Consider the following 25,678-nt stretch of genomic DNA (forward strand, 5'->3'; position numbering starts at 1 on the left):
TATTTTATACTTTTTTTATAATTTTTGTACAGTTTTGTGTTTGATAAAAGATTTGCACTGCGATATAGTAGAAATCGGTAGTATTAGTTTGTTTCTATCATTAAAAGGTGTATTTATTTATGAAAAAGAGAACATCAAAGTGGTTTGACAAGCCTTGGACCAAAGAACGACTGGAAGATACCATCAGATGCCTCATACCGGTAATAATTTACGCATTTGTTTACTTCACATGGTTTTTCCATCTGGAAGGTACCAAGGAGTTACATTATACAGAAATTCACGCAGCTTTAGATGACAAGATCCCGTTCCTGGAGATTTTCATCATCCCGTATTTGGGCTGGTTTGTTTATTGCTCATTCTTCTTCTTCCTGTTCCTGCTAATGTACGATATGGAAGACTTTTTCAAGAATGCAGCATTCTTCTTCACCGGAATGACGCTGTTTTTGATCATTTCATCTATCTGGCCCAATATACAGTATATGAGACCTGCGGTAATGCCGAGGGATAATATTTTTACACACATGATTCAGAATCTGTACAAAACAGATACGCCTACCAATCTCTGGCCCAGCATTCATGTGTACAACGCAATCGGCACACACCTTGCTATTTCCAATTCCAAGCGTTTTGAGAAGTGGCTCAAGAACAGTTCTCTCGTCTTCTGCATACTGATCATTCTTTCAACAATGTTCATTAAGCAGCATTCGGTAATAGATGTTCTTGGAGGAATCATCTTTGCAGTATGTTCCAACCTGGTAGTATATAAGAGTGAACTTATCGTGAACGCATATCACCGTTTCGATGAAAGGCAAAAGACCAGAAGAGCGCTGCAGTAAATTATAACAACAATAAAAGCATGGCTTTGTAAAAACAGCCATGCTTTTTTATTTGAATTTGTACTGCGACAGTTTTAATTGAAATTATACAATTTCCTGGCAATCTTATAGCCTGCCATTGTAACCTTTCTTCCGCCCTTTCCGGGAAGATATACAAAAATTCCCTCGATACGATAGCGAAGCTTAGCATACAAGAGAAAACTTCTGTTTCTAATGTATTTCATGAGCTCCTTGCGCTTTTCAAGATTTTCCTTTGTCCCGGACACAACCATAAGTATTGTTGAAATAGCAGTGATAACCTCAAGATAATTAAACATATAGTGATGTCTTTTCTTATTTGACTTTATCATTCCGATATTTTCAACATAATAATCGACCATCAGCTTGTTAACTCTTACCTGCTGATCAAGTCTTGAGATCATGATCTCCTGGTTTACAGACTGATCTGATCTTCCGATGTAGTAATAATAGAAATTAACATCGAGATAGTACATTGTCTTAACAAACGGAAGCGGATTAAATACGTAGATATTATCAACGTAGAAGGTATGCTCCGGAAGCTTAAGACCGCAGTCTCTTAGGAGTTTTGTTCTGAATATTACGGAATGCATAAGAAGATAATGTCCTATGGATATCTTCTTAACATCATCCCAGGTGAAAAGCTCCTCGATAGGGAACATTCTGTTATAACGCATCACCTTATGGCGCTGCTCACCTTCTTTGTTGTAAACGAAATTGCTGATAAGAAGATCAAGTCTCTCGCCACTTACAACAAATTCCTCAAGAGTTGTAAGTATTTTTCTGTAAGCTATCTCTTTTACCCAGTCGTCACTGTCAACAACCTTGAAATAAAGACCTGTAGCATTTTCAAGTCCAGTATTTACTGCTGATCCGTGTCCACCATTCTTCTTGTGGATTGCCTTGCAGATTGTGGGATACTTCTTAGCATACTCATCAGCTATTGCTGCCGTATCGTCTTTTGATCCGTCATCCACAATAAGAATCTCTACCTCTTCACCTCCAACAAGAAGTGAATCGATACACTTTCTCATATAATCCTGCGAATTGTAACATGGAACTGCAATACTTAATAACTTCATCTCTTTTCATATCTCCTTAAAAATCATATGGATTTACATTTTTATCTTTTCGTAACGGCATTCTAGCCTGTCAGCGAAGTCTGGTAACCTCAAATCGCTGCTTTGTCACAAGGCACTCTCTAAGCTCTGCGCATCTTACATCCGGATCATCCCCGGGAATCTCTGTATCTATGGACATTGCCATCACATCAATCATATCATTGGTAACAACCGGTCTTATAAGATTGAGAACCTCAATTCTCTCAGCGGAATTCCTTGCATCAAGGAATCTTACCACGAGAGGATTCATTCCAAAGTCCTCGGCTTCCTCCTCAATAGTGCGATTCATATAATTGCTGTTAATCTCATTATCAGGGTCCGGCTTAATCACCTTATCAGACGTATTGTCTTCCTTCTCCTCCTTTTTCATCGGAGTATCGGCATTTTTAAGCATATCTATTGCCCGTTTTTTTATCACATCCGTCTGAGGCCTTATAACATTATCTTTTTCCTCTTTTTCAAAAGCAGATGTTACTTCTTTTGTTTCTACAGGAGTAACAGGTGTTACTTCTTTCGTTTTTACGGGAGCAGCTGATATTTCCTCATCCGCCTTGTTCTCATAGGGCGCAAAAAGTTCGAATCTCATCTTCTGATCCGCATTAGGATATTTATCTCTGTCAACCTCCGAGACAAATTCACTAAGAGGTCTGCAGTAAACAGTGTAATCACCGTAAAGTGCCTGATACACTACCTGTTCTTCACCTGTATCCGCATCCCTTGCAATGGTGATAACCTGATATCTTCCTCCTTTAAAATGTCTGTAAAATTCCTGTGGTTTAGGTCTATGCAAAATGATTTTCCTCCTTACATTCATCTTGATGACGCTTTAACTATAATCATTTCAACACTTATGATTCTGTCAAGCTTGCCTGATTTTACAGCCTCGTCGCTGGAAAGGCACATATCAAGCGAATCCTTTAAATCCTTCATTTGGTAGCTTCTGGACCATCCCATAAGCTTTTCCGCAACAAACGGATGTATTCCCAGCTTCTTGGCTATATCGCCCTTATTGGCAGAATACTCGGTCATCTCCTTAACCTGAAGGAGCTGGTTGAACTGTCTCATAATGAGCGCAAGAATCTGTTCCGGTGCGGTTTTTAACGCAAGCAGTTCATAGTAGATGTTCATCGCCTTCGCCTGATTTTTCATAACAATAGCATCTGTCATCTCAAAAATCCTGCTTGTAAGCCAGTTGGCGCAAACAGCATCTATATCCTTTTCAGTCACCTCATTTCTTCCGAGAGTGTAACTGATGAGTTTCTCCATCTCGTGGACCATATTGGACATATCGGTTCCGACACGGCTGATAAAATACGCTATAGCCCTGGCGCTAATCGTTTTACCTTCAGCCTTCATTTTCCCGGTAATCCATCTATATAGCATCTGTTCATCCGGTGTCTCGCAGTCTATGTCAAGGCCGGCCTTACTTACTGCCTTATACATGTCCTTTCGCTTGTCAACTGCCGATTCCACGAATAAAAAAACAGTTGTTTCGGCAGGGTTCTTTAAATAATCAGCAAGTTCGGGGCATCCGTTTTTAAAAAATCCGCTGTCCTCAATGACTATGACACGTCTCTCTGCAAAAAATGGCAGCGTCTCGGCCATGTCAATTACCTCAGCGGGATTAATCCCTGCGCCCTCATAGTGCTGGAGATTCATCTTATCTCCACCGCCAAGAAGGGCCTCACGAAGTTTATCCCTGTTCTGGTTGCGCAAATAGGCCTCTTCGCCGTATACGAGATAGCATGGCCTGAATTTACCTGTCTGAATATCCTCATTTATCTGCTTTTGCTTGACAGGATAATCTGTCGTCTTCTTTGCAGCCATATTATTTCCTTGCCCCACAATCACAATATGTTGTATATTATAACATAATAAGCGAGGTTTCGGCTTAATCTTTTATGGGAGGAGTCATAATGTTAAAGCAGGTATCTATTTACGCTGAAAACAAAAAGGGGTGTTTTCAGAATATCACAGGAATTCTCAGGAAAAATGACATAAATATTCTCGGATCGGTTACGAATGACTCTGCCGAATACGGAATAATCAGAATGGTCGTTTCAGATCCGGAAAAATGTATCAAGGTTCTCGGTGATGAAGGTTATATTTGCAAGACCACTCATGTTCTTGGAATAGAGTGTCCAGATGCTGTTGGAGCTCTGGACAACATTTTGAAGTCACTTTACGAGAGCAATATCAATGTTAACTATATCTATCTGTCCTTCAATCGTGAATCAGGTCTTCCCATCATGGTTATGCATACAGATGATATTTACGCTGTTGAGAATATCCTGGTAAACAAGGGATACAAATCCATTTAATAACATATAAAATGCTATACACGAATAAGACCGCAGGCTCCCCAGCCTGCGGTCTTCAAGTATATATATATATAATTTCATACCCGACTCACTTGACATCTGCGCCATGACTGGCAGCGATGAGTCCAATTGCGAAGGTCAGAGATATAGCAATTTCGATACCGAGGACAAACTTATCAGACTGATCTCGCTTCTCACCGAGAACCTCAGCCTCTTCCTCCCCCTCGCTATCGTCTGAGTCTGCATTTTCAGAATTTTCTGTTGTCTCATACATAACAGCTGAATTCTCAGCTGATGAAGCATGAACTATTCCTGAGAAACTAAAAGCTCCCAGCAGCACCAAAAATACTAACATGGCGCTCGCAACAAATTTCTTCATTACTCACCTCATCTCTTCCTTCTCTAACATACATTATAAAGGAATGAATTAGTCTATAGTTTACGGAAAATGAACAGTTTTGTTCATAACTCGTACTTGACAATAATGCCGTTTTATGCCCAAATCATAATTCTCACGATTATAAGATTAATCCAAGTATGTTTTTATTTTCACATTTTTATCATTCACTAATGCTGTAATTGCCCCATTTTGCGCGGTTATATAGGTCTTTGCACCTATATTGTCAAGTCTTTCAAGTAATTCTTTATGCGGATGATGATATTGTGAATTCTGTGCACAGCTTATAAATGCTACTTTGGGATGAACTATATCAAGAAAAGCCTCATCCGTAGTATATCTGCTGCCATGATGAGCCACTTTAAGCAGTGTTATGTCCGCAAATTCATCTCTGTGAGCTCCCACATAGGCACGTAGGTTATCCTGGCCCACGCCATCCACATCACCGGTAAAAAGCCCTTTAAAACTGCCTTTTTTTATATACAGAACGGTTGAATATGCATTAGGTTCATCTGTTATCATATTTTTAACGGGGCCAAGACATTCTATCTCAACATCTCTGTTTCTGATCTTATCTTCTCTGCCGATGTATGAAACATTTATCCCCAGCTCTCTTGCTTTTTCTTCAAGAGTTCTATATTTTTCACCCTTTGAGCTGTCACCAACCTTAGGGAGAATCAAATTATCGATTTTTATGGCTCCCTTGTATTTTTCCACCTCATCAAAAAGTTCGAGGATTCCGCTCACATGATCTTCATCCTCATGTGTCATGATCACTGCATCAAGCCTGCCGATTCCCTGATATGACAAAAAAGGTATCAGTTGATATTTCGCAACCTGCTTCTTGGATGTACTACCGCCATCTATAAGATAATTGGCGGTTTTAGTCTCTATAACTATTCCATCACCCTGACCGACATCTAAAGCAGTTATCCGCAGTTCCGGCCTTATTCTCAGGCATAAAACGCATAAACCTGCAAACAATAGAACATGCCTTATTATGTCAAACTTCCGCTCCCTGATTTCATCTAATCGTCTTTGGGCAGAAGCTGTACTCGGAACCGGTTTATGGGTTTTGAGCTTAATAATAACAAATGCTGCCAAAAGGATTATGTAGATCAAAACCTGCCAAATCTCAGGATGTCCCGCATACCATGTATTGCCGGGTATTGAACTTCCGGTATTACAACAAAGCAGAAACCATTTCAATATCAGGTGACATCCTATTCCGCTCACTATCCCTGCGGGAAGAAATACATAGCCCAAAATAATAGCCGCTATTCCAAAAAGGATTAGCGCAGACATAAGTGGAAGCACAAACAGATTGAGGACTATGGAATAAACCGGATATGTGTAATAAAAGCACATATTCACCGGCAAGGTAACAAGCATTATTGAAAGGCTTGCTGCCATAAACTTAAGCTTACCTGTTCTGATAGTGTCAGGCATAACAGGAAGCACATAGCCTATCGCTATAACAGCGCCAAAGGACATTAAAAAACCACTGTGTTTCAAATATAACGGACATGAGACAAGAAGCATTATTCCGGAAAGAGACATAGCCGACAACATATCGTAGGTTCTGCCTATAATATCCGCTCCCAGATGGACAGCAAACATAACAATTGCTCTGAATGCTGATGCACTCATTCCGCACATAACTCCGTACATAAGCATTACTATAACCGAAATAGCAGCTGCTGCCGGAATTTTCATGCTTGCTCTCCTAAGTAGCTTGTAAAGAGACATTCCAATAATTGATATGTGCACGCCGGACACCGCAATAATATGGATAATGCCGTTTTTCTTGAATGCATCTTTAATATCATCTGATAGCCAATTCTTATCTCCCAGAAGGATGGCTTTCATTACTCCGGAATCTTCCGAATTCATTGTTCTGTCCAGAATTCCTTCGAAACTCAGCTTAACTCTGTACAGCAATTCCTCCGGCACATTTTCTCTTCCACCGATTCCAAGAATTTTCACATCCGTAAGACTGTATTCAATTTTCAAAATTCTGTAATAGCTTTGACTGTCAAACTCTCCGGGATTCCTACTCTCCGGAAAGTTTCTCACTTTCCCTGAGACCTTGAGGATACATCCCATAGGAAGCTTATACCCTGCATCATCCAGATAGAGCATAATCTTCCTTCCGTCTTCCTTTTTCAGGTACAAAACAATCTGTTTTTCTCCTGTATAGGAACTGATTTTTTCTTCTTTACCACATATGGTTCCGGTAATTGTAACAACTGCCCGATCAGGCAGTTCTGAGCCTTCCTGCATCTGTATTACAAGTAGCAGAAAAAAGACAGCCGCCGCGAATAATCCCCCAACAGCGCATAGCGGTCGCTTCATTTATATATTCCCAACAAATATAAACCGCAAAAAGCAGATTATTCCCTGACTATATCAAGGTTTCTCTCGAATATTGTATCGAGAGATACATTTTCCATGAAAGTGGCAGAAGTCTGCCCATTCACAGATATCTGAACCTTGTTAACATCTGCGGTTTCACAAATAGTGTTAACAAGAGAGTATAACGCCGCCTTAGGGCTGATATTGCCCACCTGCGTAAGGATTCCTTCATCAAAATCAACATAGCATACGCCGTCTCTTACAGAAACGGAATTTATCTTTGTCTGAGGATTGAGCGTCGGAAGTGCCAAATCTGTATTTGGTCCTTTCAACAGCTGTTCTATAGCAAGTCTCTGCATAAGAATATTACTGTTATACACGACACTTCTGTAAACCGGTATGAGTTCCTCCCCATCATCCGTAGCGAAATAGAGAATGAGTTCAACCTTCTCATAGGTATTTATCTCATTACCTGCGTTATAAACAAAGTTATCTGCAGACATGTTGCCTATGATATTCCCATTACTATCCAAAAGCGGTGTATTTTCAACAGTAAAAGTCACATATTGAATGCCGGGAACCTGTGTCAGTGTACGAACCATTGCCGCTCTGTCCAAAATCTCCGTAGTCTTCTCGGTAGTGGTGTAGGTACTTGAAAAATTAAGCGTAAGTACATCACCATTTATTTTATACGACAGAAGATTAACCGGGCCGTAAATAGGTGCCTCATATTCGAGCTTTTCCGGCATTGTTCTCATCTTTGCGAGAAGCTCTTCTATTACTGCCTTTGTGTTTGTCATATCAGAGAGAACATGATAGTCTTCGCATACCATACCGTTCTCATCAGATTTGAGGTAGTATACCTGTACCCTGTTCGGATCATCTTCCTTAGCCTGATTCGCGCAGCTGGTCATGCACAGAACAACAAGCATAAGACACAATATTAAGTTTACTAATCTTTTTAATGTAGTATTCATATCTCCTGTTATTCCAGTGACTGCATGTAAATCAGAGGGATTCTAACCGTAAAGGTAGTTCCCACATTTTCTTCGCTCTTAACCTCTATAGTTCCTCTGTGCATCAGTATCGCACTGTGAGTAATTGCGAGACCGAGTCCTGTGCCACCGATCTCTCTGGATCTTGATTTATCGACTCTGTAGAATCTCTCATAAATCCTGTCGAGACTGTCCTCAGGAATACCTATTCCCGAATCGCTCACTTCACAGGTAAAATACTGATGGTCTGCATCCAGTTTAACCTTGACGAATCCGTCGTCTTTATTATATTTAACCGCATTTTCGACAAGGTTCATAAGTGCCAGTGACAGCTTAACCTCATCAATTTCAGCTGTTATCTCTCTTGTAGTTTCCAGTGTCAATTCTATGTTACGCTTCTGAGCAATAGGCCTGATTCGCTTAAGGATTATCTCCATCATCTGAACCACGTCAACTGAAGTGATATTCAGTGCTGTAGCCTTCTTATCCATTCTGACAAGCTCAAGAAGGTCATTTATTATCTGATTCTCTCTGTCTACTTCAGCTGCTATATCCTCCATAAAATCCCTGTAGACCTCATTCGGAACATCCTCCTGCATAATTAGAGAATCTGCCAGCACTTTCATGGATGTAATGGGCGTCTTAAGCTCATGAGAAACGTTAGAAACAAATTCCTGTCTTGAGGCGTCAAGTGCATTCATTCGGAGGAGAAGCTGATTAAACGCATTAATAATGTGTTCTGTCTCATAATAATCAGATCCTGCTATAGGTTCGTTTGTAAATCCTGCCTTAACGTCATTGATAGCAGATGTAATTCTGTCAAAAGGCTTAAGAAGTCTTCCTGACATATACAAGGCCATAACAAGGATTACAATTATGGCAATAACCTCTATCGTCATTGCTCTTCTTGTCAGGATATCCATGGTAGCACTGATATAATCGGTCGAAACACTTATCAGCAGAACGCCTCTGACAACATCCTGTTTTTCTTCCTTCCGGGCCACATCTCCTGTCTCATAGGTCAGCGTCTCCATGATCGGCGCCGTCATCTCAATATAGCCGTTATTCTTGTCATAAACGGCAGTTGATCCTGAGCTACCATTCTTCAGACACTTGACTACCTCGTCGGAGATTATGGTTTTTCCCTCACTTATGCCGTATGTATCCTTGCGAATTTTCAGATCACTGTCAATGACAATAACTCTTCCGTCATAAAGGTTCGCAATAAGGTCAAGCTCTGCGTTTATGACATCAGAAGTCGTATCCGAAAAATAATTGTAATTTATCAGGTGATTAGCCAGAATCATCAGTTGCGTAGACACTTCCGATTCTCTGACATTGACAGCACGATCCTCGTAGCTTTCAAGAATTGCAGAATGAATCACGAGGCATGAAACAAGCCCCGTGAGAAAAACAATCAAAAATATTCTAAATCTAAGACTTTTAAATGGGTTGTATATCATCTTGGCTCCAAAATTTTTGCCTAAATCTCATTTATGCCTGGAAGTAATAGCCTGATCCCCACTTTGTTCTTACATACCTTGGCTCGCTGGGATTAACCTCAAGCTTTTCCCTGAGTCTCCTAACATGAACGTCAACCGTTCTCTCATCTCCGGGGAAATCCTCTCCCCATATAGCGTGCAGAAGTTCACTTCTGTTGTAAACCTTGCCCGGAGTAGATACCAGGAACTCAAGAACATCAAATTCCCTGCTGGTAAGATTTATCTCTCTGTCGCCAACATATACTCTTCTATACTCTTCATTGATCGTAAGATCTCCAAATGTAAGCACTTTAGCCTGTGTCTCAGGTTTAGTGGTTCTTCTCATGATTGCCTTTATTCTGGCCTTAACCTCAAGAATATTGAAGGGCTTTGTAATATAATCATCAGCTCCGTACTCAAGTCCAAGGATCTTGTCCATATCATCGCCCTTAGCTGTAAGCATAACAATCGGCACGGATGAAAAATCTCTTATCTGCTGACAAACCTCAAAACCATCCATTCTCGGAAGCATAACATCGAGTAGAATAATGTCATAGGTATTGGCATGTGCAAGCTGCAAGGCTTCCTCACCATCAAAAGCGCTATCAACCTTCATACCATCCTGCTCAAGACTGTAACGTATTCCTTTTACAATTGTCTTTTCATCATCAACAACCAGTACCTTCTTCGCCATTTCTTCCACTCCATTAAATTCTTTAAACTGTTATATAATCTTTTATTTTTGCAAAGAACTTATCTTTGATACCTGAAACTTTTTTGATATCATCGATTGTTCCGAATTTACCGTTTTCTTCACGATAGGCAAGAATATTTTTTGCCCTGCCCGGTCCTATGCCCGGAATTGTGCACAGCTGGGTCTCATCAGCTGTATTGATATTGACCTTGCCGCCCTCGGATTCAGAGGAAGAAGAACTGTCCTCATTCATCCCGGTCACACCCGCTGCATCACTCCCCGGTTCAACGGAAATATCTGTTTGAACATTCCCGTTTTGCGCAGAAATCGCAGTTTCTTCCAGAGTCGGAATTTTGACTTTAACACCATCGGAAAGCACCAACGCCTGATTTATATAATCGCTGTCCGCTTCCTCTGAAAAGCCACCTGCTGCCTTAACAGCATCTACAACTCTGCTGCCACCCGGAAGTTCATACACTCCCTCGCAGAGAACTGCTCCGCACACATGAACCATGATTGTCTCGGGAAGATTGCTTTTTTCCTCTTTTACTGTCGTATCTGAGGCTGTATCCGCCTCCGCAGAGCTAACTGAATCTGCTGATGAAGAATTTTGAGTTTCGGCAGATTCGCTCCCTGAAGCATCAGACACCGCCCTATCATCCTGTACTGAAACAGTCTCATAGGTTCTATCCGGCTCTGTGAGCACCAGTTCAGCATTTTTCCTGCTGCATCCGGATAATATAAGCATCCCGGTCAAAATTGAAATTATAAAGCTTTTCGTAATATTTTTATGCATGTTTCCTCCACAATGTGGAGGCCCCACCACGCATAGACTTGGTTAAGTCCAATAAACATAATAACGGAAAAAATTTTTAAAAACAAGATGGCTGTAATATTTTCGTAACAATTACAAAAAAGACAGCCATAAAGAGTATTCTTTTGTTTAATTTGTAAACATTTATTCTTCCTGCCCCTCGGTAATAACGATAGAAGCATCCGGAAGCCGCTCCTCAGTAACCTCTGTTCCGCCTATCTGAAGCTTAACATTTTCAGACAATGTTTTTAAGGTATCGTTAACATTTGCACCTTCCCATATATTGGAAAAGGCAATCTCAAGCTGTACCCAGAAATTACTGGTAGCCATAAGCTTGGGCATAGGAACCGATTTGGCATAAACGCTGACAAAAGAATCCAGCGAATCATTTCCGTAAGGGATTCCCTCGTGCGCGATAAGCTTGCCACTCATTGTATAGCAAGTATCTGTGTTCTCACTGCAAAGGAAAGCCGCAAAATCATTCGCTTTTTCCTGATGCTCCGAGTATCCGTTAACCACCAGACACTCAGTAACGGACATGGTTCTTGTTCCATAAGTATCATTAAGAGCCGGCATTGTGGTCACACCATACTCAAAGCTGCAGTTGCCGGCAGCCTTAGCCTCTTCTATTTTAGCTACAGCATCGGTTGTCGCAACGGTAAATACTGTTTTGCCGTCAATAAAGTCCTGCAAAACATTCTCATAAGTAACCACACTCTCATCTATGGCAAAGAACTGATTGAGCTGCTGATAAAAGCTCATACAGTTGATAGTATCTTCATTGTAGACATTGATCTGACTGGTATCGTCTCCTGATTGTCCACCAAGATTCAGATAGTTACCCACAAAGAAATAATTGTAGAAAATATCGGTAACATCCCATCTGAATACCGATTCAACAGTATCAGGGGCATTATAATTATCTGCGAAAAGAAGGATGTCTTCGATTGTGGAAGGAAGCATCTCATTAACACCCGCCTCTACCTCTTCAGCGGAAATCGTGGATTCTTCCACATACTCTGCGCCATCTGCATTTTCTGCATCTTCACTGATTTCAGGCACAGGTGCATCCTCGGCCTGTGTGATATCCTCGCCCTCTATCTCTCCGGCATCCGCAGCTGCCTGCGCAAGTTCGCCCTCCGCAGCATCAAGCTCAGCCTGTCTGCGCGCGCGTACCTCGTCTTCCAGATAAGTTCTGTTATATAAAAGTGAGCTTGTCTCAAAGTAGTAGGGATATGCTATGTATTTTCCCTTATAGGTGATCGAATTCTTCGCAGCATCACTAAAGCCAAGAGTCTCATCTTCAAGAAGCTCCGGCTTTTTTATTTCCTCAGCAAGACCTGCAAGATAAGCCTTCTCAAGGCTGTCGTGTGTCATGATGAAAACATCGGGATAATTGTCACCCTGAACAGATGCCTTACTTATCTCCTCAAGATACTCAAGACCGGAAACCAGCTGTATCTCAGCTCTGGTGGTCTTGCTCTTCTTATTGTATTCAACAGCCTTTCCGGTAAGATAATCCGTCATGGAATCATCCGTGTACCAAAGTCTTATGGTTGTTTTGTCATTTGCGCCGAAAATCGAACGCTCCTCATGGAGATTTATTCCTGATCTGGAATAATAAAAAGCTGCTCCGAGCAGTGCTATAACCAGAACCGCTCCAAGCAGCCTGAATCTTATCTTCATAGATAACCTCACATAAAAATATTAGTGATTACTTAAAAGACAAGCTTCCAAAATATTCAGCATATCATCAACATCCTTCTTTGTTATTACAAGCGGAGGAATGAATCTGATAACATTTGTTCCCGCATTTATAAGAATAAGTCCTTTATCGAGCGCTTTACCAATAATCTCTCCTACGGGGCGATCAAATTCAAGTCCCTGTAAAAGTCCGCTGCCTCTGCGATCTACGATGAAATCATAGCGATTTTTCAAATCGTCCAAACACTCTTCGAGATATTCCGAAACCTGTCTCACGTTATCTATTATATGGTTAGTCTCGAATAAATCAAGGACTTTGTCGATTGCCGCACAGGCAAGGGGATTACCACCGTAAGTAGTACCATGATCACCTGCTACGAGTGAATTCTGTCCAACTTTTTCAGTCATCATAAAAGCACCTACCGGCACTCCGCATCCGAGAGCCTTGGCTGTTGTCATGATGTCGGGCTTAACACCGAACTTCTGCCATGCATACATATAGCCTGTTCTTCCCATGCCGCACTGTATCTCGTCAAGAATAAGAAGGATATCCTTTTCATCGCAAAGTGCTCTTACATTCTTTAAGAAGTCCTCAGTTGCAGGGTAAATTCCTCCCTCACCCTGAACGGTTTCCATTATTATGGCAACTGTTTTATCTGTAACCTGCTTTTTAACACTCTCAAAATCATTGTAAGTCGCAAAACGGATGTTGCCTATCATGGGCTGAAAAGCGTCCCTATAGTGGGCATTTCCGGTAACAGAAAGTGCCCCGAATGTTCTTCCGTGGAAGGAATGGTTCATCGCGATTATTTCATGATCAGTCCTTCCGTCTTTTAAAAATCCGTATTTTCTTGCTGCCTTGAGCGCACCCTCAACAGCCTCCGCACCGCTGTTTGTAAAAAATACGCGGTCCATACCGGAAACTTCTTTAAGCTTTTTGGCCGCTTCTATAGCAGGAACGTTGTAATAATAATTTGAGGTATGAATAACCTTATCGATCTGATTCTTAAGAGCATCGTTGTACTCTTTATTACCATATCCCAAAGCAAAAACGCCTATACCCGATACAAAGTCCAGATACTCTTTTCCCTCTATATCATAGAGATGAACACCTTCGCCTTTATCAAGTACCACCTGATATCTATTGTAGGTGTGAAGCAGATCGCGCTCGGCTTCATCAATATATTCTTTCATGGTTGCCATTTTCAAATCTCCTCTCCGTCGGGCATGAACATGGTTCCGACACCCTTATTGGTAAAGAACTCAAGCAGCAGACAATGCGGTATTCTTCCGTCAAGAATATGCACTCTGTGAACTCCCTCTTTTACTGCATTTGAACAATTTTCAAGCTTCGGGAGCATTCCTCCGCCTATATTGCCGCTTGCGATGAGTGCATCAGCCTCAGAACATGTAAGTCTTGAAATAAATGAGGACGGATCATTGATGTCCCTGTAAACTCCCTCAATATCCGTAAGGAAGGCAAGCTTGTCGGCATTTACGGCTTTTGCTATGGCACAGGCCGCATCATCAGCATTTATATTGAATGTCTCAAAGTTCTCATTCATTCCTACAGGTGCAATGATAGGCAGGTAGTCGTTGTCCATGAGATCGTAAAGGATTTTGGGATCCACCTTCTCGACATCTCCGACAAAGCCGATATCCTGACCGCCGGAAAGCTTCTTCTTAGCCTTTAAAAGTCCGGAATCCTTGCCGCTTATTCCGATAGCCTTAACCCCCAGCTCTTGGACCATTCTTACAAGGCACTTGTTTACCTTATTAAGAACCATCTCCGCGATTTCCATGGTCTCTTCATCTGTAACACGAAGGCCGTTTACAAACTCCGCTTCCTTTCCGACTTTGCCTACCCACTTGCTGATTGCTTTTCCGCCGCCGTGGACGATTATGGGCTTGAAGCCGACGAGCTTTAAAAGTGTCACATCCTTGATGACATTCTTCTGGAATTCTTCACTCTCCATAGCACTTCCGCCATACTTTACGACGATGATCTTACGGTTAAACTTCTGAATATAAGGAAGTGCCTCGATCAGCACCTCAGCTTTTTTCATTACTTCCTGCATATCTGTATCCATGGTTCCTCTCCTTTTTCTTTAAATACCGGGTGTCAGCTTCTGTAATCAGCATTGATTTTTACATAGTCATAGGTGAGATCGCAGCCCCAGGCACAGGCCTCCTCACTTCCCGAATGCATATCCACCTTCGCGATAACCTCTTTTGTCGAAAGTACTTTAGATGCATATTCCTCATCAAAAGCCTGCGGCTCTCCGTTTTTAAATAACAATAGGCTGCCATCGCAGCTCTCAACCGAAAGCTCGATTTTATCCGGATCAAACAGTACACCCGAGTAGCCAAGTGCACATAAAATGCGTCCGAAATTAGCATCGTGTCCGTATATCATAGCCTTTGTAAGAGATGAGCAGATAACAGACTTTGCCAGTGTCCTGGCATTTTCTTTTGTATCCGCATTCATAACATGTGCTGTGAAAAGTGCGGTTGCACCTTCTCCGTCACCCGCAAGCTTTCTCGCCATCTCCTTACAGATAGTAAAAAGAGCTTCCTTAAAGGCTTCGTAATCCTGATTTTCTTCCGTGATCTCCAGATTTCCTGCTTCTCCGTTTGCAAGAACCATGAGAGAGTCATTCGTGGACATGTCTCCGTCAACGGAAATCATGTTAAAGGTATCCACAACCACTGTCTTCAAGGCCTTCTGAAGAAGTTCATGTGATATCGAAACATCTGTTGTTATAAATGAAAGCATTGTGCACATGTTAGGATGAATCATCCCGGATCCTTTTGCCAGGGCTCCCATGGTGCACTGCTTACCACCCACTTCAAATGTAACAGCCATCTGTTTGGGATAAGTATCTGTTGTCATTATTGCCTTCGCTGCATCTGTCCCGGCTTCTTCTGAATCCGAAAGCTGCGGAACCATCTGCGCAATGCCGCGCTTTATTGCGTCCATGTTCATCTGCATACCGATTACACCTGTGGATGCAACCAGAACAGAATTCTCCGGAAGGTTCAGGAGCAGTTCCACCTCGGCAGCTGTATCTGCACAAACTTTTTTACCCTCCTCACCGGTACAGGCATTGGCAATTCCCGAATTACCTACTATTGCATGTACGGGATGAATACCACTGCATATTTCCTTGTCCCAAAGAACAGGAGCCGCTTTTACCACGTTGCTTGTGAAAACGCCTGCTGCCGTGCAAGGTGACTCGCTGTAAATAAGCATCATGTCCTTGCGATCTTTATATTTTATATTTGCTTCTGCGCCTGCTGCCTTGAAACCTTTAGCAGCTGTAACACCACCTGTTATTATTTTCATGTTTTTCTCCTTATCTACCCTCATCCGTCAGCTTCGCTGACACCTTCCCCCTTAGGGGGAAGGCTTTAATATTTCTCACCCCCAGGGGAAGGCATTAGGTCTTAAATTCCAACAAATTCAGTGAGGTTATTTTCATTTAATGTAAAGTCGTAATAGTTCATGTCCGAGCGAAGCGTCCAGTTCATTCGCTGCCAGAAAGCATTCCCGACCTTGTTGGTAACAAACGCATTAAGGCAGACTTTGTTGATCTTCTCTTCCTTTAATCTCTCAATACAGAACTCAACCATCTTTTTGCCGATTCCATGACGCCTGTAATTTTTATTAACACAAACATGATAGAAACATGCTCGTCTCCCATCATGTCCGCAAAGAATGGCTCCGACTATCTTGTCGTCTTCAATGTCCACCGCACATGTATTTGGATTTCGATTGATAAATCTTGTTATTCCTTCCAGTGAATCATCAAGAGTTCTTATTCCGAAACCCTCTATCGAATTCCAAAGAGCGTAAACTTCTTCATAATCATCTATAGTCATTACCCGTACCATGACGTTTCCTCCAAAAACACTTAATATATAAGGTCCTCGCCAGGTTCTCTCATCACGGGAATGCCGGAACGAAATCAAGTCCCATGCTTTCCTCAAAGCCAAACATAATGTTCATGTTCTGAACAGCCTGACCGGCAGCACCTTTTACCAGGTTATCTATTGCTCCCATCATGATGACTCGACCTGTGCGCTCATCTATCTTGAAGCCTATATCAACGAAATTGCTTGTCTCAACCCATTTTGTCTCCGGATATACACCATCAGGTAAAAGTCTGATAAACTTCTCATCCTTATAATATTTCTCATAAGCAGCCCTTATGTCACCTGCAGTGGGAAGCGATCCGTCCGCTTTTTTCATAAGTGATGCGTACTCTGTCGCAAGGATGCCTCGGTTCATGGGAATCAGATGAGGTGTGAAGTTGATTGTAAATTCCTCACCTGCCGCATATCCAAGCTGCTCCTCAATCTCGGGTGTGTGTCTGTGATTGGTCACGCCGTAGGGCTTTACGCTCTCATTAACCTCACAGAAAAGGTTCGGTGTTTTCGCCCCTCTGCCTGCTCCGGAAGTACCGCTAAGCGCATCGACTATGAGTGTCTTAGGATCAATGAGCTTCTCTTTAATAAGAGGATAAGCTGTTAAAATCGAGCAGGTTGTGTAGCATCCGGGATTAGCGATCAGTCTCGCTCCCTTTATCTTATCCCTGTTGATCTCACAGAGTCCGTAAACCGCTTCCTCTATATACTGGGGCGACTTGTGCTCGATGCCGTACCACTTTTCATATACGGAAACATCCTTAATTCTGAAGTCAGCCGACAGATCGATTATCTTAACCTTGCTCAAAATTTCATCATTAACAAGTCCTGCGCAAAGGCCCTGGGGAGTTGCCGTAAAAATAACATCCACTTTCTCTGCAAGCTCGTCCATGTTATCGTCGAGGCATTTCTCATCTACTATATTAAAGAAGTTTCCGTAAACGGAACTGAATCTCTCATCTATATAACTTCTGGAGCCGTACCACACGATCTCCGCCTGCGGATGGCTGTAAATCAGTCTTGCGATCTCCGCTCCTGCATAACCTGTAGCTCCGATAATTCCTACCTTAATCATTTCTGCGCCTTCCTTATAATGTATTATTCATTCAGCGTTTCTGAATCTTATGCATATTATTATGCATACAGGATTTTCTTAAAAGATCTCGTTTCCCCCCGTATCATTTATTATATGCTTTGCACTTTAGTATAATCAACAAAACTGTTTTATGCAAGCATTATTTATATTTATGCACTTAAACCTGCATTTTATAAATTTTTATGCATAAAACACTTGCATTTAATCACAAGGTGGTGTATATTCCTTATAAATCGTTCAGATTTTTATACATCACGCATTTATTAAGGAGGAAAACATGGCTAAGGATAAGGTTATACTTGCATACTCGGGAGGACTTGATACAACAGCGATCATCCCGTGGCTTAAGGAAAATTATGATTATGAAGTAATCTGTGTCTGCATAGATTGCGGACAGGAAGAAGAACTTGACGGACTTGATGAGAGAGCTAAGAGCTGCGGAGCTTCCAAGTTATACATATTGGATGTTATCGATGAGTTCTGCGATGAATACGTTGTTCCCTGTGTTCAGGCTCACGCTGTATATGAGAATAAGTACCTTCTCGGAACATCCATGGCTCGTCCTCTTATTGCTAAGAAGCTTGTTGAAATCGCAAGAAAAGAAGGCGCAGTTGCTATTTGCCACGGCGCTACAGGTAAGGGTAACGACCAGATCCGTTTCGAGCTCGGAATCAAGGCTCTTGCACCCGACATCAAGATTATCGCTGCATGGAGAAGTGATAAGTGGAACATGGATTCCCGTGAATCAGAGATTGAATACTGCAAACAGCACGGCATAAATCTTCCCTTCTCAGCTGACAGCAGCTACAGCCGTGACCGTAACCTCTGGCACATCTCACACGAGGGACTTGAGCTCGAGGATCCCGGACAGGCTCCCAATTATAAGCACCTTCTGGTTCTCGGCTGCACACCCGAGGATGCTCCCGATGAGCCCACAACCGTAACCATGACATTTGAAGGCGGTGTTCCCAAGTCAGTTAACGGAAAAGAGATGAAGGTTTCAGATATCATCCGCACTCTCAATAAGCTTGGCGGTGAAAACGGAATCGGCATCGTAGATATTGTTGAGAACCGTGTTGTAGGTATGAAATCCCGCGGCGTATATGAGACACCCGGCGGAACAATCCTGTACGAGGCTCATCAGCAGCTTGAGGAGCTGATTCTTGACCGCGACACCTACACCATGAAGAAGGATATGGGCAATAAGTTCGCAGATCTAGTATATGAAGGAAAATGGTTCACTCCTCTTCGTGAGGCAGAACAGGCTTTCATCGAGTCAACCCAGAAGTACGTAACAGGCGAAGTTACCTTCCGTCTCTACAAGGGTAACATCATCAAGGCCGGCACTTCATCACCCTACTCACTCTACAATGAGTCAATCGCTTCCTTCAAAACAGGTGACCTCTACGATCACCACGACGCCGAGGGCTTCATCAATCTCTTCGGTCTCTCATGCAAGGTTCGCGCCATGAAGATGCAGGAAGTTGAGAAAAATAAATAATATTGAATAATAAACACCATCCCCCATATATATGTATAGATTCTCGTTCTCGTTGCGAAAAACGCATAATCGAACGAGTCTCTATACATATATATGGGGGATTCCTTCATAATCCAACATTATTCTTTTTCAGTTTTCTGTTTAGCCGCGAGGCGTCTTCTGATTTCTTTTATGTTGCCTCTGTAGGCAAAGGCAACTTTGAGTTTTTTATCGGTATCCATGATAACCCAGCCAAAGCCTTCGTCCTTTATGTGATTTACGTTTATCATCGCATCCTGTGAAATAGGACAGATGGCTGTGAATATCGCACACTGCTCAAAAAGGTTGTAAATATCGGTGATAAGGTTGATGCTTCTGTTGTCTGTCAGATAAACAGTAAGCTGGTTCTCTCCTATCATCTCAGCGCAGATTATGTCATTTTCTCTGGCATAGATTGTCTGTCTCTCGCCGCGCATCTCAAGAGTTGGAATCGGATCGCCGAGTCTTTTTTCACACTCTGTCAGAATCTCCTCAAGATCCTTTACGCGGATCTGCTTATCAATAAAAAGAAGCTCATCATAGATGCCTGCTTCCTTTGCAAGAGCTTTGTAATCATGGCAGGAAGAACACATAACCACATTCTTCATCCCACCTATCTCAAACAGAAGCTTGGCAACATCCATGCCTGTCTTGAACCGCTCATCATCTTCATCGGGATTGGCCATATCTATGAAAATGATATCGTATACCTGCGGGAACCTTAAAAGTGCGGGAATATTACCATACAGATCGATGTAAAAATGCTCTTTTCCTTCCTTCTGATAGCGATCTGACTGGCGGCGCAAGAGGCGCTCCATCTGCTTTCTGTCAGCTATATTGTCATCAAAAACTGCTATATGCATTACAAAACCTCAAAAAACTTATCTGAAAAGTATCTCAAGCGGAGACATTTTTATCGCCACCACAATTCCAATCTGAGCGATGAGAATAAGCGGCATTCCTACCACAAAGTACCAGTGCTTGGTCTTGTGTCTGAAAATATACATACCAAGAATGCTTCCGATACTTCCGCCCATAAGCGCCAAGATAAACAGTACGGATTCGGGTGTCCTGAAGGAATTTCTCTTGGCCTTCCTTTTATCATTCCCCATCGAGATAAAACTGATGATATTTATGATTCCTATATAAGATAATAAAAATTTTAGTGAGTCCATGAATGATATTTTAATGCATAAAAAGCGGCGGTGCAATAAACAAAAGAGCCTTCAGTGAAAGTAATCTCACTGAAGGTCCATGTTTTTCATCTGATTTTATCTTTTAGTCTTGCATATAGCCTGAATACATTGGCACAAACCAATGTTCCTGCCGTAAATGTCAGAACGTTCATGACAAATCCGAATCTCTCATAATACTTAAAGTGAATTATCAGATTTATAAAAAGCCAGTGATACAAGTACATCCCATAGGTGACATCTATTCTGGCTCTTTTTGCAGGTAGCGAATATGCCGCAGCTATAGTCAAAAGGCATGTAACTGTGCCGCGAAGGAAATCGGTGTAGTATCCGATTCCACTTGCAGGCAGGCAGTTTAGCCCGATCTGCACTGCCAAAAGAGCAATTGCCGCTTTTCCGATATGATCTTTCTTATATAATTCGCAGGTGTGAAACATAACTCCTACGAAGAACCAGAATGCATACGGAATAAAGGTGCGCTCGAGCAGTTTTTGCCAGGTCTCGGAAAGCTGCGGTGCCAAAAAACCGGATGCTATATTAAGTACTCCCAAAACCGCCACAACAACAAGCCAAACTGTCAGGTTTTTCCCATATCGCTTCAGAGCCTTTTTTACAAAAGGCAGTACTATATAGAGCTGGATAATTACGGTAAAGAACCACATAGTGCCATTCATGCTGCCGGTTGCAAAGTTTTTCAGGCAATCAGGCGTATTGGCAAATCCGAGGCCTTGGATAATAGCCCACTTTATCATCGAGCTGTCGCAGCGTTTTCCTACAACAAAATATAACACCGCAACATATACAGCCATGCTGAGCCACATATCAATGTATATTCTGGCAATCCTCTTTTTTAAAAATGCACCGACCCTTTCTCCATATCTTTCAAAAGTAGCTGAAGCAAGAAATCCGGCTATGGTAAGCAAAACAACAGTCGGTTGGAAGAAAGTTGATATTCCGCGCAAAGTAGCCACCTGATCTGCGGCCTGCGACGTATAATAATAGCCCACATGCCCGGTATAGTGGAGGTACATCACACAAAATGCGGCAAAATAACGAATGAAGTCAAAAAAGTTTTCGGATTCTTTTCTGTTCATATAAGTCAGCCCTTTCAATCCTATCGTAAGCAAACAATCCGTTCTTTACGAAACGATTTTTTATTCATATTTAAATCTCAAGTCATTCCCATTAGCGTAAACCAGAACTTCCGCTCCCATTACAACCGGAAGCATCGGATCTATATGGCCTATATCGGCATCCATGATAATAGGAACATTGAAACACGAAACCACATCCGTCACTGCATTGTACTGATCTGCTCCCATCATCTCCTGTCCGAATGCTGTAAGCGGTCTTCCGATCACAAACCCTGCTGCGCTGTCGAACCATCCCGCTTCTCTCATGTTCCATATCGCCCTTCGATAACTCATCGGAGTAAGGTCGCAGGCTTCAAGCACCCAGATTACATTCTTGTGGTCCCGGTTAAACTCCTTTACCTTATCAAACCTTGTACCCACCATATTGGCAAGAACGTCAACGCAGCCTCCAAGCAATATTCCACTCATTTTTATCTCGGTATCGGTACCTGCCTTTTCTGCCTTTCCGTTTTTACACAAAAAGCTTGTGAGCACTTTTTCCGAATTATATTCATAGGGTATATCAAAATCAATTTTCGAATATTCCGAAGGATCCAGATCACGGGGAAGCGGATTCTCTTCCTTTGCCGGATCTACAAATTTCTCATACCCCGAAAACTCCGTCTTTGTCCCCTCAAGAAGTGCCATAGCATCCTCTTCGGGGAGCTCCCATTTCTTGGAAAAACCGGAAATGCAAGGTCCGTAGATTCCCTGCACACCCGAGATCGTAACAAGCGGAAAAATAAAATTGGTATTGTCGGAATATCCGATGTACCACTTGGGTTTAGCTCCTGCAAGAGCCTCAAAATCCACGTTTGTTATGGTCTCATTCATGAGCTCTCCACCGCCTGCGGAAATGATTGCATCAATATCATCTCTTTTATAAAAATCCACAAGCTCAGCTGCTGCCACCTTCGGATCGGTGTTTATCCCTATGCCGTCGTTTTTGAAAAGTGTATCGCCCTCTACTATCTTATAGCCTTTGTTTTCCAGATTTTTCTTTGCGAAAAAATACATCGAGTGATATGGCTCGCTCGATGGGCCAAAAGAAGGCGCCGTAATTCCTATTGTGTCACCGGGTTTGATATAGTCTGGTCGTTTGATCATGTCTGTTCCTCCTGGTATTTCCCCTCATCCGGCGCTTCGCGCCACCTTCCCCCTCAAGGGGAAGGCATATATTATTCATCCTCTTTCCTCAGGGGGAAGGCATCTTAAAGTTCTTCATAACTGATGCCGACGCTGTCAAGAAAGCGCTTCATATAGTCGTCCCAAATCTTTTTGTAGGATTTGTCCAGAGTGAAGCCCGAGAGGGCTGCTCCTGTAGTGATGGTGATATGCCCCTCCTTGAATTTCAAGATAAAAACTAAAGACGACACAATCTGCCGCAGGTCATCAGGCAAAAGTTCATCCTTCCTGGGTGGTGCGACGCACATGATGAATTTGAAGGAAACCGGGGTGTTTTTCCCCTTTATCAGTTCATAGCAGACAGGTTTAAGCTCGCTCCATTTGGAAAGCTCATATTCAGGCTTTTCGCTGTCATCCCCGAAAAACTCCCTATTCACATGTCCGTCAATTGTGTATGTATTCGCAATCTGCAGCTCGGCACTCTCAAGCAAAAACTCATCAAAAACCTCAGATGCAAGTAATGCAGACATAAACTGTCTTGTGTTTTTTATCTGTAAAGCAATCATAAATGTTTATTCTTTCTTCTGCGCCGCCTTCTGTAGGCAATTTTAAGCGCGATATTTCTTATTACCAAAAAGCCGCTGACCACCATTGCAAAGACAAATCCAAGCGCGCCGAGAACAGGGATTCCGAAAACCTGAGGTTTCATCTCTGTAAGGCACATGATACTGGATGAGATCAGAAGCGCTGCAACGCCAAGACCTATGACCACATTTCTGATAGATGAATAGATGAGTTCATCCACTTCCTTGGATGAGCTTATCGTGATATTCACTTTGCTCTGTCCGGCGAGGTATTCCTTCATCGCCTGTGCTGTCAGCGAAGGAAGTTCAATCCCTTTATCCGCTGCACGATAAAGTGCTCTGCCATATTTCATGAGTTCTTCTTTGATATCAAGGTTCTCAATAAACTCATCGGTAATTCTGGCAGTCGCAATCTGTAACATATTTATCTCTGGACTTATGGTTGCAAGAACGCCCTGCATGTGCGCAAGTCCTCTGCATAGAAGCGTCATTCCATGAGGAAGGGCGATTCCGTTTTCCTTCATAATATCCATGAGACACTGGAGCGCTGCCGCAATATCCAGGCTTCCGAAAGACACTGAGCCGTACTGCTCAATAAAGCCTTTCAAATCAATATAAAGCTTATCCCTGTCGGGAGTTCCGCTCACCTGTCCAAGATCGAGAACCGCATTTTCCACAGCCTGTATATCATGGAGAGCAATGCCGCGTACGCCGCGAACCATCAGCCGTCTGTCTCTTTCTGATAGTCTGCCCATCATTCCCATGTCAATCCAGATGATCTTGCCATCTCTGACTTTGACATTACCGGGATGAGGATCCGCGTGAAAGAAGCCGTCATTCATAACCTGTTTGATAAAGTTGTTGACGAATTTTTCACCAATCTCATCGAGATCATACCCATGTGCGGTAAGGTACTCAACATCATCGATTGAGCAGCCATCAATATACTCCATGACAAGAACCTTGTCCGTCGAGTACTCCGGGAACATCTTGGGACATCCGACATATCTGACATCCTTGTTGTTACGGGCAAACTCGGCCATATTGCAGGCTTCCGTGAAAAAGTCCATCTCCTCTTTGGCTACGGCCCACATCTCATCGAGAACCATATCAAGGTCCACAATATTTTTAAGATCTCCAACCGGCGGCATGAGCTTTACAAGCCTGTGTAAAAGGCTGATGTCGCGGCTCATGATCTCATAAACGCCCTTTCTCTGGACCTTTATGATGACATCACCGATACCGTCCTCTGATGATACATTCTTAAGCCTGGCCCTGTGCACCTGCGCAATCGAAGCCGAGCCGAGGGTCTTTTCATCAATCCACTCGTAGATGTCCGTGCAGGGACTTCCATAGGAGTCCTCTATGACCTCGATCACCTCATTAAATGGCATGGGCGGAACGTCAAAATTGAGCTTTGCGAGTTCATCACAATAACGCTTCGGCAGAATGTCGGAATGCATCGACATTATCTGACCAAGCTTGATGTATGTGGGACCAAGCTCCTCTAAGATTACACGGAGCTTCTCGGGTGATATTCCCCTTGTGATTTTATTTCTTGCGAGGACAGCCTTGATTTCCTTGAATCTTGCACTGTCCTCGGCACTTCTTTCTTTATAGGTCTCCTTTGAAGCGCTGCCGTTCTTTTCAGCCTCCGCCTTATCAGCCTGGGCGTCGGCAACCTGCCTCATTTTACTGACCAGATCTGTCAAATCAGCCATCTAAGTCACTCTTTATTTTCTGCTGCTGCAATAAGCTCCTTTAACTTAGCGAGCTCGTCTGCCGAAAGACCATCAACAACCTTGGAAAGATCCTTCTTCTCATCCTTCTTGGTGCTGTCCTTTACCGTGCGCTTCAACTCCTGATTGAGAGCCTTGCCCTGTTCAACGGTAATCTCACCCTTTTCAACCATCTCGTTTAAAAGCTCTCCGGCTTTCTCGGTCGTAAGAGCAACCGCTCCAACACCTGCAAGCAGTAATTTTTTCAATCCGTCTGTAAGATTTTCCATGGTTAAAACCTCCTCATAAAATTTGGTAGTGTCAAATTTACTACCTCTTTTTTGTTCTAAAGCCTTGATTTATCGGGAGTTCAAAATAAAATGAGCATTGACCTCCCTTTTTGGTATAATGTCAGCGACCAAACTCACAAAAAACCAGGAGACAATGCTCGTGAACATTATACTTTATTTACTTGAAATCATCCACCAACTCTATCAGCAGAATTGCTGGCTGGTAAACTTCATATGCAGATATATACCGCTAAAACAGTGGGCTTTCGACGATTCCCATTCTCCCAAATATCAAAAGTTCAAAGTTGATAAGCTTCCCGTCATCATAAAAGTAGAGCCATGGGATTACCGTGATTT

At 42.5% G+C, this 25,678-nt stretch carries 25 protein-coding genes and 1 pseudogene; 4 read left to right on the forward strand and 22 right to left on the reverse strand.

The window, feature by feature from the left end; all coding sequences use genetic code 11:
* Window positions 1–119 precede the first annotated feature (119 nt).
* On the forward strand, window positions 120–836 hold the full coding sequence (locus BLR42_RS16530; protein WP_044958795.1) for a phosphatase PAP2 family protein: 717 nt from the start codon (window positions 120–122) through the stop codon (window positions 834–836).
* A gap of 74 nt (window positions 837–910) precedes the next feature.
* On the opposite strand, the gene BLR42_RS16535 is transcribed toward BLR42_RS16530, so the two are convergent.
* The 3 genes from BLR42_RS16535 to holA form a co-directional block, all read right to left on the reverse strand.
* Complete coding sequence (locus BLR42_RS16535; protein ID WP_022762856.1) at window positions 911–1,936, reverse strand: glycosyltransferase family 2 protein; 1,026 nt, start codon at window positions 1,934–1,936, stop codon at window positions 911–913.
* 70 nt (window positions 1,937–2,006) lie between these two features.
* Window positions 2,007–2,765, reverse strand: coding sequence for a DUF1653 domain-containing protein (locus tag BLR42_RS16540; protein ID WP_242879389.1), 759 nt, complete (start codon window positions 2,763–2,765; stop codon window positions 2,007–2,009).
* A 20-nt stretch (window positions 2,766–2,785) separates the two neighbouring features.
* The gene (holA, locus tag BLR42_RS16545; RefSeq protein ID WP_091871441.1) at window positions 2,786–3,802 is read right to left on the reverse strand and encodes a DNA polymerase III subunit delta; all 1,017 of its coding nucleotides are present in this window, start codon (window positions 3,800–3,802) and stop codon (window positions 2,786–2,788) included.
* 89 nt (window positions 3,803–3,891) lie between these two features.
* Between holA and BLR42_RS16550 the strand changes: the two genes are divergently transcribed.
* A complete protein-coding gene (locus BLR42_RS16550) occupies window positions 3,892–4,296 on the forward strand; it encodes an acetolactate synthase (protein ID WP_022762859.1) in 405 nt (134 codons plus the stop codon).
* An 88-nt stretch (window positions 4,297–4,384) separates the two neighbouring features.
* Here BLR42_RS16550 and BLR42_RS16555 read toward each other — a convergent pair whose 3' ends face one another.
* From BLR42_RS16555 to argC, 12 genes are all read right to left on the reverse strand, one after another.
* Window positions 4,385–4,675, reverse strand: coding sequence for a hypothetical protein (locus BLR42_RS16555; protein ID WP_091871444.1), 291 nt, complete (start codon window positions 4,673–4,675; stop codon window positions 4,385–4,387).
* A gap of 147 nt (window positions 4,676–4,822) precedes the next feature.
* The gene (locus BLR42_RS16560) at window positions 4,823–7,048 is read right to left on the reverse strand and encodes a DNA internalization-related competence protein ComEC/Rec2 (RefSeq protein WP_091871446.1); all 2,226 of its coding nucleotides are present in this window, start codon (window positions 7,046–7,048) and stop codon (window positions 4,823–4,825) included.
* A gap of 38 nt (window positions 7,049–7,086) precedes the next feature.
* A complete protein-coding gene (locus BLR42_RS16565; protein WP_091871449.1) occupies window positions 7,087–8,025 on the reverse strand; it encodes a GerMN domain-containing protein in 939 nt (312 codons plus the stop codon).
* Window positions 8,026–8,033: 8 nt separating this feature from the next.
* Complete coding sequence (locus BLR42_RS16570) at window positions 8,034–9,506, reverse strand: sensor histidine kinase (protein WP_091871452.1); 1,473 nt, start codon at window positions 9,504–9,506, stop codon at window positions 8,034–8,036.
* A gap of 31 nt (window positions 9,507–9,537) precedes the next feature.
* On the reverse strand, window positions 9,538–10,218 hold the full coding sequence (locus BLR42_RS16575; protein WP_022762864.1) for a response regulator transcription factor: 681 nt from the start codon (window positions 10,216–10,218) through the stop codon (window positions 9,538–9,540).
* 22 nt (window positions 10,219–10,240) lie between these two features.
* On the reverse strand, window positions 10,241–11,014 hold the full coding sequence (locus BLR42_RS16580) for a helix-hairpin-helix domain-containing protein (protein WP_091871455.1): 774 nt from the start codon (window positions 11,012–11,014) through the stop codon (window positions 10,241–10,243).
* Between the two features lie 162 nt (window positions 11,015–11,176).
* Entirely contained in the window at window positions 11,177–12,718 is a 1,542-nt protein-coding gene (locus BLR42_RS16585; protein WP_091871457.1) for a sugar ABC transporter substrate-binding protein, read from the reverse strand.
* A 21-nt stretch (window positions 12,719–12,739) separates the two neighbouring features.
* Window positions 12,740–13,930, reverse strand: a complete 1,191-nt coding sequence (locus BLR42_RS16590; RefSeq protein ID WP_091871480.1) for an aspartate aminotransferase family protein — start codon at window positions 13,928–13,930, stop codon at window positions 12,740–12,742.
* 11 nt (window positions 13,931–13,941) lie between these two features.
* Window positions 13,942–14,826: an acetylglutamate kinase gene (gene argB / locus BLR42_RS16595; protein WP_026498064.1), complete on the reverse strand. Its 885-nt coding sequence runs from the start codon at window positions 14,824–14,826 to the stop codon at window positions 13,942–13,944.
* A 32-nt stretch (window positions 14,827–14,858) separates the two neighbouring features.
* Window positions 14,859–16,082, reverse strand: a complete 1,224-nt coding sequence (gene argJ / locus BLR42_RS16600) for a bifunctional ornithine acetyltransferase/N-acetylglutamate synthase (RefSeq protein ID WP_091871483.1) — start codon at window positions 16,080–16,082, stop codon at window positions 14,859–14,861.
* 101 nt (window positions 16,083–16,183) lie between these two features.
* Window positions 16,184–16,630, reverse strand: coding sequence for a GNAT family N-acetyltransferase (locus tag BLR42_RS16605; protein WP_091821321.1), 447 nt, complete (start codon window positions 16,628–16,630; stop codon window positions 16,184–16,186).
* Between the two features lie 52 nt (window positions 16,631–16,682).
* A complete protein-coding gene (gene argC / locus BLR42_RS16610) occupies window positions 16,683–17,738 on the reverse strand; it encodes an N-acetyl-gamma-glutamyl-phosphate reductase (protein ID WP_091871459.1) in 1,056 nt (351 codons plus the stop codon).
* Window positions 17,739–18,036: 298 nt separating this feature from the next.
* On the opposite strand from argC, the gene BLR42_RS16615 reads away from it, so the two are divergent.
* Window positions 18,037–19,260: an argininosuccinate synthase gene (locus BLR42_RS16615; RefSeq protein WP_022762872.1), complete on the forward strand. Its 1,224-nt coding sequence runs from the start codon at window positions 18,037–18,039 to the stop codon at window positions 19,258–19,260.
* Window positions 19,261–19,379: 119 nt separating this feature from the next.
* Here the strand turns inward: BLR42_RS16615 and BLR42_RS16620 are convergent, their stop codons facing one another.
* From BLR42_RS16620 to BLR42_RS16650, 7 genes are all read right to left on the reverse strand, one after another.
* A complete protein-coding gene (locus BLR42_RS16620; protein ID WP_091871462.1) occupies window positions 19,380–20,141 on the reverse strand; it encodes a hypothetical protein in 762 nt (253 codons plus the stop codon).
* An 18-nt stretch (window positions 20,142–20,159) separates the two neighbouring features.
* Entirely contained in the window at window positions 20,160–20,453 is a 294-nt protein-coding gene (locus BLR42_RS16625) for a DUF1294 domain-containing protein (protein WP_022762874.1), read from the reverse strand.
* A gap of 86 nt (window positions 20,454–20,539) precedes the next feature.
* Entirely contained in the window at window positions 20,540–21,565 is a 1,026-nt protein-coding gene (locus tag BLR42_RS16630; protein WP_091871464.1) for an acyltransferase family protein, read from the reverse strand.
* A gap of 60 nt (window positions 21,566–21,625) precedes the next feature.
* Window positions 21,626–22,711, reverse strand: coding sequence for a S66 family peptidase (locus BLR42_RS16635; protein ID WP_091871467.1), 1,086 nt, complete (start codon window positions 22,709–22,711; stop codon window positions 21,626–21,628).
* A gap of 104 nt (window positions 22,712–22,815) precedes the next feature.
* The gene (locus BLR42_RS16640) at window positions 22,816–23,295 is read right to left on the reverse strand and encodes a DUF5721 family protein (protein ID WP_091871472.1); all 480 of its coding nucleotides are present in this window, start codon (window positions 23,293–23,295) and stop codon (window positions 22,816–22,818) included.
* Window positions 23,292–25,034, reverse strand: a complete 1,743-nt coding sequence (locus tag BLR42_RS16645) for an ABC1 kinase family protein (protein ID WP_242879390.1) — start codon at window positions 25,032–25,034, stop codon at window positions 23,292–23,294. Before BLR42_RS16645 ends, BLR42_RS16640 begins: the two co-directional genes overlap by 4 nt.
* Window positions 25,035–25,039: 5 nt before the next feature.
* Window positions 25,040–25,321: a phasin family protein gene (locus tag BLR42_RS16650; protein WP_026498057.1), complete on the reverse strand. Its 282-nt coding sequence runs from the start codon at window positions 25,319–25,321 to the stop codon at window positions 25,040–25,042.
* A 160-nt stretch (window positions 25,322–25,481) separates the two neighbouring features.
* Between BLR42_RS16650 and BLR42_RS23340 the strand changes: the two are divergent.
* Window positions 25,482–25,678 (forward strand): annotated as a pseudogene (locus BLR42_RS23340) (transposase); the annotation flags it as partial.

The organism is Butyrivibrio sp. INlla16, from assembly GCF_900104155.1.
Lineage (GTDB): Bacteria > Bacillota > Clostridia > Lachnospirales > Lachnospiraceae > Butyrivibrio.

What these genes read in the sequence shown, in the direction of transcription:
- BLR42_RS16530 (WP_044958795.1), top strand. Translation starts at nt 120, where the DNA reads ATGAAAAAGAGAACATCAAAGTGGTTTGACAAGCCTTGGACCAAAGAA.
- BLR42_RS16535 (WP_022762856.1), bottom strand. Translation starts at nt 1,936, where the DNA reads ATGAAGTTATTAAGTATTGCAGTTCCATGTTACAATTCGCAGGATTAT.
- holA (WP_091871441.1), bottom strand. Translation starts at nt 3,802, where the DNA reads ATGGCTGCAAAGAAGACGACAGATTATCCTGTCAAGCAAAAGCAGATA.
- BLR42_RS16550 (WP_022762859.1), top strand. Translation starts at nt 3,892, where the DNA reads ATGTTAAAGCAGGTATCTATTTACGCTGAAAACAAAAAGGGGTGTTTT.
- BLR42_RS16555 (WP_091871444.1), bottom strand. Translation starts at nt 4,675, where the DNA reads ATGAAGAAATTTGTTGCGAGCGCCATGTTAGTATTTTTGGTGCTGCTG.
- BLR42_RS16560 (WP_091871446.1), bottom strand. Translation starts at nt 7,048, where the DNA reads ATGAAGCGACCGCTATGCGCTGTTGGGGGATTATTCGCGGCGGCTGTC.
- BLR42_RS16565 (WP_091871449.1), bottom strand. Translation starts at nt 8,025, where the DNA reads ATGAATACTACATTAAAAAGATTAGTAAACTTAATATTGTGTCTTATG.
- BLR42_RS16570 (WP_091871452.1), bottom strand. Translation starts at nt 9,506, where the DNA reads ATGATATACAACCCATTTAAAAGTCTTAGATTTAGAATATTTTTGATT.
- BLR42_RS16575 (WP_022762864.1), bottom strand. Translation starts at nt 10,218, where the DNA reads ATGGCGAAGAAGGTACTGGTTGTTGATGATGAAAAGACAATTGTAAAA.
- BLR42_RS16580 (WP_091871455.1), bottom strand. Translation starts at nt 11,014, where the DNA reads ATGCATAAAAATATTACGAAAAGCTTTATAATTTCAATTTTGACCGGG.
- BLR42_RS16585 (WP_091871457.1), bottom strand. Translation starts at nt 12,718, where the DNA reads ATGAAGATAAGATTCAGGCTGCTTGGAGCGGTTCTGGTTATAGCACTG.
- BLR42_RS16590 (WP_091871480.1), bottom strand. Translation starts at nt 13,930, where the DNA reads ATGAAAGAATATATTGATGAAGCCGAGCGCGATCTGCTTCACACCTAC.
- argB (WP_026498064.1), bottom strand. Translation starts at nt 14,826, where the DNA reads ATGGATACAGATATGCAGGAAGTAATGAAAAAAGCTGAGGTGCTGATC.
- argJ (WP_091871483.1), bottom strand. Translation starts at nt 16,082, where the DNA reads ATGAAAATAATAACAGGTGGTGTTACAGCTGCTAAAGGTTTCAAGGCA.
- BLR42_RS16605 (WP_091821321.1), bottom strand. Translation starts at nt 16,630, where the DNA reads ATGGTACGGGTAATGACTATAGATGATTATGAAGAAGTTTACGCTCTT.
- argC (WP_091871459.1), bottom strand. Translation starts at nt 17,738, where the DNA reads ATGATTAAGGTAGGAATTATCGGAGCTACAGGTTATGCAGGAGCGGAG.
- BLR42_RS16615 (WP_022762872.1), top strand. Translation starts at nt 18,037, where the DNA reads ATGGCTAAGGATAAGGTTATACTTGCATACTCGGGAGGACTTGATACA.
- BLR42_RS16620 (WP_091871462.1), bottom strand. Translation starts at nt 20,141, where the DNA reads ATGCATATAGCAGTTTTTGATGACAATATAGCTGACAGAAAGCAGATG.
- BLR42_RS16625 (WP_022762874.1), bottom strand. Translation starts at nt 20,453, where the DNA reads ATGGACTCACTAAAATTTTTATTATCTTATATAGGAATCATAAATATC.
- BLR42_RS16630 (WP_091871464.1), bottom strand. Translation starts at nt 21,565, where the DNA reads ATGAACAGAAAAGAATCCGAAAACTTTTTTGACTTCATTCGTTATTTT.
- BLR42_RS16635 (WP_091871467.1), bottom strand. Translation starts at nt 22,711, where the DNA reads ATGATCAAACGACCAGACTATATCAAACCCGGTGACACAATAGGAATT.
- BLR42_RS16640 (WP_091871472.1), bottom strand. Translation starts at nt 23,295, where the DNA reads ATGATTGCTTTACAGATAAAAAACACAAGACAGTTTATGTCTGCATTA.
- BLR42_RS16645 (WP_242879390.1), bottom strand. Translation starts at nt 25,034, where the DNA reads ATGGCTGATTTGACAGATCTGGTCAGTAAAATGAGGCAGGTTGCCGAC.
- BLR42_RS16650 (WP_026498057.1), bottom strand. Translation starts at nt 25,321, where the DNA reads ATGGAAAATCTTACAGACGGATTGAAAAAATTACTGCTTGCAGGTGTT.